This is a genomic window from Clostridium sp. MT-14, from assembly GCF_042436595.1.
GTDB classification, from domain to species: Bacteria; Bacillota; Clostridia; order Clostridiales; family Clostridiaceae; genus Clostridium_B; species Clostridium_B aromativorans.
Window position 1 is genome coordinate 135,995 of record NZ_JBHMIY010000007.1, and the last position, 11,062, is coordinate 147,056.

The 11,062-nt window shown below is 34.4% G+C and carries 11 protein-coding genes and 1 pseudogene; 2 read left to right on the plus strand and 10 right to left on the minus strand.

Annotated features, from left to right (window positions below; genetic code table 11):
- Positions 1-33: 33 nt before the first annotated feature.
- The 7 genes from ACFHWD_RS07680 to ACFHWD_RS07710 all read right to left on the minus strand — a co-directional run bounded on the left by ACFHWD_RS07680 (position 34) and on the right by ACFHWD_RS07710 (position 6,924).
- Complete coding sequence (locus ACFHWD_RS07680) at positions 34-933, minus strand: phosphate ABC transporter substrate-binding protein (RefSeq protein WP_150355846.1); 900 nt, start codon at positions 931-933, stop codon at positions 34-36.
- 165 nt (positions 934-1,098) lie between these two features.
- Entirely contained in the window at positions 1,099-2,820 is a 1,722-nt protein-coding gene (gene pnpS / locus ACFHWD_RS07685; protein WP_150355845.1) for a two-component system histidine kinase PnpS, read from the minus strand.
- 11 nt (positions 2,821-2,831) lie between these two features.
- Entirely contained in the window at positions 2,832-3,527 is a 696-nt protein-coding gene (locus ACFHWD_RS07690) for a response regulator transcription factor (protein ID WP_150355844.1), read from the minus strand.
- A 74-nt stretch (positions 3,528-3,601) separates the two neighbouring features.
- Positions 3,602-4,336, minus strand: coding sequence for a peptidoglycan editing factor PgeF (pgeF, locus tag ACFHWD_RS07695; protein ID WP_150355904.1), 735 nt, complete (start codon positions 4,334-4,336; stop codon positions 3,602-3,604).
- Between the two features lie 231 nt (positions 4,337-4,567).
- Positions 4,568-5,857 (minus strand): MFS transporter, encoded by a 1,290-nt coding sequence (locus ACFHWD_RS07700; RefSeq protein WP_150355843.1) that lies wholly within the window; start codon positions 5,855-5,857, stop codon positions 4,568-4,570.
- A 99-nt stretch (positions 5,858-5,956) separates the two neighbouring features.
- Positions 5,957-6,307, minus strand: coding sequence for a hypothetical protein (locus ACFHWD_RS07705; protein ID WP_378061258.1), 351 nt, complete (start codon positions 6,305-6,307; stop codon positions 5,957-5,959).
- A gap of 5 nt (positions 6,308-6,312) precedes the next feature.
- Entirely contained in the window at positions 6,313-6,924 is a 612-nt protein-coding gene (locus ACFHWD_RS07710; RefSeq protein ID WP_378061260.1) for an MFS transporter, read from the minus strand.
- Positions 6,925-7,215: 291 nt separating this feature from the next.
- Here ACFHWD_RS07710 and ACFHWD_RS07715 point away from each other — a divergent pair, with 291 nt between their 5' ends.
- On the plus strand, positions 7,216-8,169 hold the full coding sequence (locus ACFHWD_RS07715; RefSeq protein ID WP_150355715.1) for an NAD(P)-dependent oxidoreductase: 954 nt from the start codon (positions 7,216-7,218) through the stop codon (positions 8,167-8,169).
- A gap of 72 nt (positions 8,170-8,241) precedes the next feature.
- On the opposite strand, the gene ACFHWD_RS07720 is transcribed toward ACFHWD_RS07715, so the two are convergent.
- Positions 8,242-8,760, minus strand: a complete 519-nt coding sequence (locus tag ACFHWD_RS07720) for a nitroreductase family protein (protein WP_150355714.1) — start codon at positions 8,758-8,760, stop codon at positions 8,242-8,244.
- 199 nt (positions 8,761-8,959) lie between these two features.
- Between ACFHWD_RS07720 and ACFHWD_RS07725 the strand changes: the two genes are divergently transcribed.
- Entirely contained in the window at positions 8,960-9,553 is a 594-nt protein-coding gene (locus ACFHWD_RS07725; RefSeq protein ID WP_179977035.1) for a xanthine phosphoribosyltransferase, read from the plus strand.
- A 33-nt stretch (positions 9,554-9,586) separates the two neighbouring features.
- Here ACFHWD_RS07725 and ACFHWD_RS07730 read toward each other — a convergent pair whose 3' ends face one another.
- Both ACFHWD_RS07730 and ACFHWD_RS07735 read right to left on the minus strand, forming a co-directional pair.
- The gene (locus ACFHWD_RS07730; protein ID WP_150355712.1) at positions 9,587-10,336 is read right to left on the minus strand and encodes an IclR family transcriptional regulator; all 750 of its coding nucleotides are present in this window, start codon (positions 10,334-10,336) and stop codon (positions 9,587-9,589) included.
- A 189-nt stretch (positions 10,337-10,525) separates the two neighbouring features.
- Positions 10,526-11,062, minus strand: a pseudogene (locus ACFHWD_RS07735) (hypothetical protein); the annotation flags it as partial.

Genomic DNA, 11,062 nt, shown 5'->3' on the forward strand with positions numbered 1-11,062 from the left:
ACAGCCAGCCAGCAAAATATTTAAAAATGACTTTTATTTCAACTCACTCATTGGTATATATCCAAGTTTCTTTACTGTATCTGTATTTTCATCACTGAGTACGTAATCTATAAACGCTTTTGCAACACCTTTTGCTTCTCCCTTTGTATACATGTGTTCATATGACCAGAATGGATATTTCTTCGCAATTATGTTCTCTGAAGTAGCTTCCACTCCTTCTATTTTTAAGGCCTTCACATTTGACTTAACTGCATCAGTTAAATATGAAAGTGCAAGATAACTTATAGAACCCTGTGTTGTCTTAATGGCATTTTCAACATTTCCATTTGAATCCTGGGTTGTACCAAGACCTTCCTTTTCATCTTTACCGCCCATTACTGTGTCTTTAAATGTAGCCCTTGTTCCGGATGACTTAGTTCTGTTTATTACATTTATCTTCATATCATCTCCGCCTACATCTTTCCAATTGGTGATCTCTCCGGTAAATATCTTCTGTATCTGCTCTTTAGTCAAATTGTCAACCTTGACACTAGGGTTGACCACTACTGCAAAACCTATAGCACAGACTTTATGGTCAACAAGTTCTTTTGCCTTAGCTGCATCTAATTTTGACTCTGCTGTCACATCAGAATTTCCTATATCTGCAGTTCCCTGAAGAGCCAAATTCAATCCCGTACCGCTTCCTCCGCCTTGAACGTTAACTGTTGCTTTAGGATTTTTTTCTGCGAATGTCTTTCCAATTTGTTCTGCCAATGGCTGAAGAGCTGTGGATCCTGCAAGTGTTATTGAACCCGATATCTCCTCTTTTTTAGTATCGTTTGTACTATTTTCTGTACTGCTACTGCCACTATTTCCACCACAACCTGCCAGAACCCCTATTGCCAAAACAACAGACATGATCAGCATAAGGCCTTTTAAACCTTTTTTTTTCATAATTCCATAGACCTCCTTAAAATACTTATATGTAATATTTACAAAATTAATTACTACATTGTTTATAATATCCCATCAAGGTTAATATATTATTATACGAATGTTAATTAAAATTAACATTTATACTAAAAAATAGACAGTTCCAATTCAACTGTCTATTCTCAATCATGTACTTAGGTTTTTATTTAAATCTATGGGAATTTTAACTGTAAACTTACTGCCTTCACCAATTTCACTTTTAAGTTCTATAGTTCCATTAAATGCTAAAACTATATGTTTTACTATGGCAAGCCCAAGTCCCGTTCCCCCTGCGCTTCTGGATCTGGCTTTATCCACCCTATAAAACCTTTCAAATAATTTTTTCTGATGTACTTTTGAAATTCCAACTCCGTTGTCCTCTACAGAAATTAAATAATTGTTGTCTCTAACGTCTGTATTAATGCTAACCCTTCCGCCATTATCGGTATATTTTATTGCATTGTCCACCAAATTTATGATCATCTGCTTAAATCTATCTGGATCACCCCATATACCCGGTGGCTTACAGAGTTGTTTTTTTATAACTATATGTTTTTTATCAGCTGAAGCCTCCACCATGCAACATATATCTTCTATTATGTTGTTTGTTTCTATTATTTCAGATTTATCCATTTTACTGTTTTCTATATGCGACAATGTCAAAATATCATTTATCAGTCTTGTCAATCTATTTGCCTCATCATTTATTATATTTAAAAACTTGTTCTTATCTTCCTCGTCTTCCACATATTTTAATGTCTCTGCAAAACCTTTTATAGATGTAAGAGGCGTCTTTAATTCGTGAGAAACATTGGCCACAAATTGGGATCTCATATTCTCCAATTTCTTTATATCTGTTATATCCTGAACTACAGCTACTTTCCCTATTTTTTCCCTGCCGTTAATGATAAAAGCTCTTTTTATTCTCAGTATTCTTTCCCTTGGCCAGAGTATTTTTATTTCCCTGTAATCATCCTCTTCATCTTTAAATATGTCTTCCAGTTCAAAATCCCTTATTCCATCCAGAAGATCTTTTCCTATTATGTTCTTATGAACTCCAAATATCCTCTCTGCATATGGATTTATCATTATTATCTTGTAATCCATGTCTACAGCTATTACGCCATTATCCATACTCTTTAATATGGCCTCTAGTTTATTGCGTTTATCCACCAAATCCTCCAATGTAATCTGAAGCTTATCTGCCATATTGTTAAAAGTAATAGCAAGCTGGCCTATTTCATCATCGGAATTAATTTTGACCCTGTTGTCAAAATTTCCACCTGCTATGCTGGAAGTAGTACGTTGAAGTTTTTCAATAGGACTGACTATAGACTTTGAAAGTTTTTCGGAAAACATCATGGACACCAATACAGAAAAAAACATTATGAGTACGTAATATTTAAAATAATTTCCCTCAAGTCCCTTAATTGTCTGCATGGTAAGAGCACTCCGCATTATATAGCCGTCACCAAATGCAGTGGCAAAATACAGCGTCTTTTTACCTGTAGTATCACTTAGCCTTACGTCGTAGCCGGTCCCATTTTTTCTGGCCTCCTGTACTTCTTTTCTGGAATTGTGATTACCCATGCTTTCCTTTGAAGCTACAGAATCGCTGAGCACTTTTCCTTTTTTATCTATAAATGTTTCCCTTATAATAGCATTTTTAAAATTCTTTGTAGAAAAACTGCTTATATCTTCTGGGAGCTTATTTTGTATCACATTTATTATAATCTGGTTATTCAATTTTAAAGTCTGTTTCATATTTTCAATATATTCACGATTTTCGATGATTATAAATAATAAAGTAGTTATAAGCATGCTAAATATAAGTGTTACCAACATGGAAAGCATCAATTTTCTCTTCATTTTATCACCAGCTACCCCTCCGAATTGAATCTATAGCCAATTCCTCTGATGGTTTCTATATATTTGGGAGCTTTATTTCCATCTTCTATCTTTTGCCTCAAATGTCTTATATGCACATCTATAGTTCTGGTTTCTCCAGCATATTCATAACCCCACACTTTATCCAATAGAAAATCTCTAGTCATGACTCTCCCTCTGTTTTCTATGAGTATCTTTAAAAGTTCAAATTCCTTCAATGTCAATTCAACTTTATGTTCACCTTTAATTACCTCATGTTTGTCAAAATCCACACTTATATCTCCAAAACTATAAGTTTTGCTTATGCTTCTCTCTTCTAAACGTCTCAGTACAGCTTTTACTCTAGCTACCATTTCCCTTATGGAAAAAGGTTTTGTTATATAATCATCTGCCCCAAGTTCAAGTCCTAATACTCTGTCAAATTCTTCTCCTTTAGCTGTTATCATTATTACAGGGGTAGAAGAAATTTCACTGTCTTTTCTTATCTCTTTACAGACCTCATAACCATCTAACTCTGGCAGCATAACATCTAGTAAGATGAGATCAGGTTTTTCTTCTCTTGCTATCTTAAGTCCATTTAAACCATCAGCTGCTACAATAGTTCTGTATCCATTTTTTCTAAGATTGAATCCAATAAGTTCACAAATATGTTCTTCATCATCTACTATCAATATTTTTTTCTGTAACATAATATTTATCCTCCTTATAGACCTAAAATTAACAGCTATAACCTAATAATTAAGAAAATCAGAAATACATAATTTTAACCTTCTTCAGCGAGTGTATCCAAATAAACAAATGAAAACATTCTTCCAGTACCTCTATCTTTTCTATAAGAATATAATTTAAACTCCCTATTACATGCTGTACAAATATCCAAATAGTTTATATTTTGCCTGTTTACTCCTTTTTCTAACAATTGATATAATATACACTTTTTTAAATCTAAATTTCTTCCATTGAATATGTGGTCTTTATTCCTGTAGAAAGAATCATCTTTAAATTTATTCTTAAATTCTTCTCCTACCTCATAGCAGCAGCTGTGAATATGTGGTCCCACACACACCTGTAAATTTTCAGGTTTACTGCTGTATTCTTTTTCAAGTTTTTCAATAGCTTTAGAAACAACGCAGGCCAGTGTCCCCTTCCATCCGCTGTGAACTGCAGCTATTACCTTTTTCTCTCTATCATATATAATAACAGGAACGCAATCCGCATTAAAAACTCCTACAGCTGTACAGGATCTATTGGTAATTATGCCATCTCCATCTTTCACTTTATCGTCGGGATTATATATGACAATTTCACATCCGTGTACCTGGTTTAAAAATCCCACATTTTCTAATTTAAACCATTTCTTTAAATTTTCAATGTTTTTTTTTCCTTCATCCTCTGCTTTATTAAAATTTAAATTACTCCTAGCCGTTGAAAATACTGCTTTTGCCCCTTTAAGATCCACAGTTATAAATTCATATGGATCGATTATAAGTTTTTCCATATTGACTATCATCCCCTCCTTAAGGCATCCAAAATCATTATATCACGAATCAATTATTATACTATATTTATAATTGGGTTTACCAATTGAAAGTTTTGATTGATTCCCACACCATTAACTATTATTTATCAATTATAATATAACAATTCTCATTAAATATAAAAAGGATTGTCCTAAAATAAATTTTAGAGCAATCCTTTTTATATTATATAACATCAAATCAAGTGATCCTTAACTTAATTTATGAGAATAGTTTATAGATATCGAACTTATTGTCATAAGCAATCCTGCCACACAGAAAATAACAAAGGTAGCTGTAAATCCTCCACTGAATGCAGCAATCCAACCTATCAAAATTGGAATTATAATTCCCGTTACATTTCCTGCGAAATTCATTGCTCCTGACAGTCTTCCTACATGTTGCTTATCCACTAACATTTGTGGTACACTCCAATACAATCCACCCCAACGCAAAAAGAAATTGGCGATACTTATCAATAAAACAGCAGCAGTTGCATTTTGGACAAAATTAACCATCAATACAGAAATTGCTACTGCAATACCCGCAAATCCAAGCATTGTCTTCATGACAACATTCGTAGAAGCACCTGGATGTCTCCTCCATCGATCTGACAATTGCCCTGCAATAATTTCACCTATAAACCCGCATCCAAAAATAAGCATTGTCCATACCCCTGTCATTCCGAAAGAAATATGCCTAACTTTTTGTATATAATAAGGAATCCAAGTCAACAGTCCATATACAACAGCATCATAAGAAGCAAATCCCAGCAATAACATCCATGGACTAGCATGTTTAAAATACAGAAGAATATTTCCTCCTGTAATTTTATTATCTTCTTCCCCAGTTTCATTTTTGCTGAGATATTCAACTTCCTCTTCAGTTATCATTGGATGTTCTGAAGGATTGTCTCTCATAAACAAATATGCGACAATGCCAATTAATATAGTTAGCACACCTAATATTGCAAATGCTATCCTCCAAGTACCCAGCCACATTATGAGACCTGTGACTACTATTCCGCCCAGTGCAGCACCAAGCTGGCCTCCACTGTCTACCAATGTACTTCCCCTTCCGCGCTCATATGGAAGAAGCCAGCTAACAAGAGATGTATTACAACCAACTTGAACAGGGCCCTCAAATACTCCAAGAAATAACCTTATAATTATCAAAGACATAAAGCTGTTTGCAAGACCCGTTAGACTCTCAGCCAAACCCCAGCCTATCAATGCACAGGTCACAATTCTTCTGGGTTTAAATTTATCTACCAACCATCCTCCCGGCAACTGCATAAGTGTATAACTCCAGAAAAAAGCACTCAGCACTATTCCCGTAAACATTGTTCCTATATGCAATTGCTTGCCTATCAATGACATTGGAATGGACAATGAAATTCTATCCATGTAATTAAATATGCCTATAATTAAGAAGAATACAAACATCCACCAACGTAATCCACGAATCTTTAATTTACCTGATCTAGTCTTTTCAGATTGCATATCTTCCTTTCCCTCCTTAATTTTACAAATCTTAGTTATACCTATCCAATTTTTATAAATATTATTTATTATTTTTAGTCTCCAACTATATTTGAGCTGCTAATTTCTATTTTCTTTTATAATAGTAGGGAGCTTTATAACTGCATTGAAAAAACATCCTATCAATAAAACGATGGCTAATATATACATTCCAATATCTGAACTATTTGTATATGTCATAACGAGCCCTACCAAATAAGGCCCTATAAATCCGCCTAAACAGCCTATTCCATTTATAAATCCACGTGCATCTCCGCTGACATCAGATTCAAATAACATAGGTGGTAAAGACCAGAAACTGCTGTAATAATCATGAATGAACACGCCCGCCAACGCCAAGAAGACATAGGAGGTCCATATATTAGCTTTAAATTTAACTGAAAACGTAAGTGACAATGCAAAAAATATCATTGGAATTATTGCAAATAATTTTCTCTTCTGAGTTTTATCCGATAAATCGGATACCAGATGAATATCAGCATAAATGCTATTATGCCTTCAATAATAAAAACCCATCGCCAATTAGAAAAAGAAATTATCCATCCTGAAAGAGGAGCAGTAATAACGCTTGCTATTGCAAAATTGAACGCAAAGAATCCATTTGCCATTCCTCTTTCTTCATTTGGAAACCAGTGAGTTATCAAAACCAGAATAGCCGGCATGACTCCTCCCTCTGCCACTCCTAATGCAAAACGCAATGCCAACAGTTCCCATGTTTGATTTACAAAGCCAGTTATTATTGAAATCAAACCCCACGCCATTATGGATTTCAATATAAATTTCTTAGCGCTTTTGTGTTCTGCATAATTTCCTCCTGGTATTTGAAGTATAACGTACCCCACATAAAATATACCGGCAGCTATTCCAGCTACAGTTGAACCTATACCCAAAGTCCTGTTCATTCCCCCGGCAATCGCAAAAGATATATTTTGCCTATCCATATACGCAATTATATAAACAAGTATACAGGGAGGAATAATTCGAAACCATCTGCTTTTAGGTATATTTTTCACTTCTATATTTTCCATAATACATTTCCCCTTTTATATGCCAGTAGATATTTCAACCACAAATCTTAATTATTTGATATCTGGTATATTGTAATTTATAATCACCGGTTGCTGGTGTATAAATTAAATCATTTTGTGGACATCATATCTACTTTTAAGCACTAACATACTCTTATCTCCATATATCTACAGGTTCGCCCTTTTTAAATTCAATCTCTTTAGTGCCAGTTAAAATTTCAAGCTTGGGATTTTTTTCAACTTCGGGCAGCNCAGTTCACAATATTTTGTAATATAACATGGAGGATTAACATGAAAAATACTGTATTTTTAAATTCAAGCAAAATCAATTTTGATGGAAAAATTAATTTCTCAGTATTAGATGAATTTACTAAAGTTGCATTGTATGACAGCAGCAGTGAAGACCAAATTCTAGAAAGAGTTAAAGACCAAAATATTGTAGTAACCAAGGAACTCCCTTTAAGTGGCAATTTGATATGTAAATTTCCCTCTTCTGTAAAACTTATCTGTGAAGCTGGAACAGGGTACAACAATATAGACATAGAAGCTGCCCGTAAAAAAAATATTATGGTTTGCAACGTACCCGGCTACAGTACAGATGCAGTGGCACAACTTGCCATCACCTTTATATTGAGCTTATGTTCATCTATTACCCTGCAGCAGACAATGTTGAAAGAAGGGAACTTCAGCAATTTCACCAAAGATCTCCAGGTACCGCATGTTGAAATAAAAGATAAGACTCTGGGCATAATTGGAGCTGGTGCCATAGGACAACGCGTTATAAAGACAGCTCTGGCTCTGGATATGAAAGTTCTGGTCTATAACAGAAGTATAAAACCAATTTCCAACGTAAAATTTGTATCTTTAGAAGAACTCCTGGCTAAAAGTGACTTCGTATCCATTCACTGTCCTCTTACAGAGGATACAAAGCATCTCATTGACAGGGATAAATTTAAACTCATGAAATCCACTTCGTTTATTATAAACACTGCAAGAGGAGCCATAATAAATGAAAAGGATTTAATAGAAGCCTTACAGATGGGAATAATTGCAGGTGCAGCTTTAGATGTTCAGGAAAAGGAACCTTTTGACGTAAGCAATCCTCTATTTTCTATGAAAAACGTCATATTAACTCCCCATATAGGCTGCAAATGTATTGAAACAAGACAGAGACTTGTAGAACTCTTAGGTAATAACATCAAGGCCTTCATAAATAATAGCCCGATAAATTCAGTGAACAGCTAAAAACTGTTCACTAAATTTAATTTTCTTCTAATGGTGGTGTTATTATGATAACAGAAATTTCATTTGTATGCCCTAGAAAGTTTCATAATTTACCCATTTTTCTAGAGGTTTACGTTCAGTACTATGTCTGTTCGGTGACGCAGGCTGACCTTTTGCATAACCTATACCTATGATGCTCACTGGATCCACATTTTCTGGAATGTTGAATTCGCTTTTAACTGCCTTGGGATCTAGATAACCTATCCATATAGTACCTAATCCCAGTTCTTCTGCCTCAAGTACCATATGAGTGGCCACTATACCTGCATCTATATCTCCAATATCCTTCTTGTCAAAAGGTCTTTTCCATGACTCACTGCGATCCACACATACAATTACAGCCAATGGAGCCCCATATACATTTGCTCCCTTTTTGAGCTTCTCAAGCCCCTCTTCAGTTTTTACTACAATAAGTCTCTGAGGTTGATTGTTGCAGGCTGTAGGTGCCACTTTAGCCGCCTCTAATATCCTGGAAAGTTTATCATCTTCTACTTTTTTACTTTCATACTCTCGAACAGAATAACGTTTTTTGCTGAGCTCTAAAAAATCCACTTAAACCACTCCCTATAATACAATATAATACTATATATTATATTCCTAAATTATGTATTTTCCAATATTAACAACAGTTGAAGTTGTAAACTATATTCTATATAATAAGTATTATTCCAATAATCAGTACGGTTTTTCTAAAATCCAACTCTTACTTGGCATTTAAATACCAAAAATAATTATATAAGGTGGTATAAAAATGGACTCATTAAAAAGAAGAATTTTGAAAGATGGACTTGTAATTGATAAAAATATTTTAAAAGTAGATTCCTTTCTAAATCATCAGGTGGACTTAAATTTGATGTACGAAATAGGCACTTATTTTAAAAATTATTTTAAAGAAGCCAAGCCCACAAAAATATTTACAGTTGAGAGTTCCGGAATTGCTCCAGCATCCATGACAGCACTTCAAATGGGACTCCCTATGGTGATATTAAAAAAGGAAACTTCAAAAATTTTAAGCGACAATATATATCAAACCGTCATACACTCTTTTACTAAATCCATAGATTACAACTTAACTCTGTCCAAAAAATACATTACTGCAAAAGATAGAATTTTAATCATAGATGATTTTTTAGCAAAAGGAGAAGCTGCCTCAGGAGCTATACGTCTGATTGAATCTGCCGGGGCTGAAGTTTCAGGCATAGGCATAGTTATCGAAAAATCCTTTCAGCCGGGAAGAAAATTGCTGGAATCAAAAGGGTATAGAGTCTATTCTCTAGCCAGAATCAGCAGCCTGGAACAGGGATGTATAAAATTTTGTTCGGATAAAAATCCATCAGCTAAATGAAGCTGATGGATCTTCCAAACCCTATGATGAAATTTAATTATAATTGACAGAATCAATTTTTTCTTTTGCCTTTAATAACAATTCAATTGCCAATTTATTTTTCTTCTCAGTAGCTCGAAAAGTCGGGATACTTATACTAATAGCTCCTATGACTTTCCCCTTTGAAGCTAGAGGAACCGCATAACATCGTAAAAATTTTGTCACTTCTTCAACCTCTAACGACACATTAGTTTGTCTAATCTTTTCTAATTGTGCTTCTAGGACATTAAAATCCGTTATAGTGTTTTTTGTAACAGCTTTTAAACCATCAGGATAAAGTGATTTTATTTTTTCAATCTTATACCCACTCAATAGAGCTTTTCCTAGAGCTGTACAATACGCTGGCAGTCGTTTCCCTACATGGGAAATAAGACGAATATCCATATCTTTTACAGGATCCTCTTTTAATACATATAATACATCGCTTCCGTCGAGAACTCCCATCTGACAGGTTTCATCAATATCAGCTACAATGTTTTTCATTATTTTTTGTATGAAATCTATCATATGTTTATTTTGCGAATAAGATGCCCCAATACAAAAAGCAGAAATTCCCATTGAATATTTTAGAGAATTTTTTTCAAGATAAACAAAGTTACGTTCCAGCATTGTCTGCATAATAGGATAAAGAGTACTTTTAGGTATACTAATTGCTTCAGAAATCTCCGTTAAAGTTAACCCCTTAGGGGTAATTGACAAAAGATTCAATATATTCAAGACTCTTTCTGTTGGTTTATGTGTCATATTCATACCCACCATTCTAATTTTCACAAAAATTATTATATACAGAATTAATTATATATATTTTGACAGTAATATTCAATAATCCACTCTCTTACAAAGTTACTTTTATAAAAAACAGAACCACCAATCGGCTTTCTTCCAAAAAGCCCATTGGCGGTCAAACAACCTCAATGCCTACTGCAAATTAACCTACCATATATCTACAGGTTCGCCCTTTTCAAATTCAATCTCTTTAGGGCCAGTTAAAATTTCAAGCTTGGGATTTTTTTCAACTTCGGGCAGCAGAGGTTCGCTTACCAATATTTTCCCCAGCTCCATGGTGTTTTTAATCCAGACTATCTTATGCTGCTTACTTTTTATACCATTGCACAATTTGACTGCTANCAGAGGTTCGCTTACCAATATTTTCCCCAGCTCCATGGTGTTTTTAATCCAGACTATCTTATGCTGCTTACTTTTTATACCATTGCACAATTTGACTGCTATCCTCACAGCATCTTCCGTATTCCTGGCAACCATAGGTATCTTAGCAGGTTCTATTTCAGTACTTGTAAAACAATTTGTATACATCGAGATAAAATCTATTTTATCAAATAGCTTTCTAGTCGTGACATCAGCCATTCCCACTCCATTTGTATTTCCATGGGACTCATCTGTCACATCCAATATCACGCATTTCTTAAATTCAGGTCCTCCGCTGGCACATTTGGTAAAATACAGCCCTGT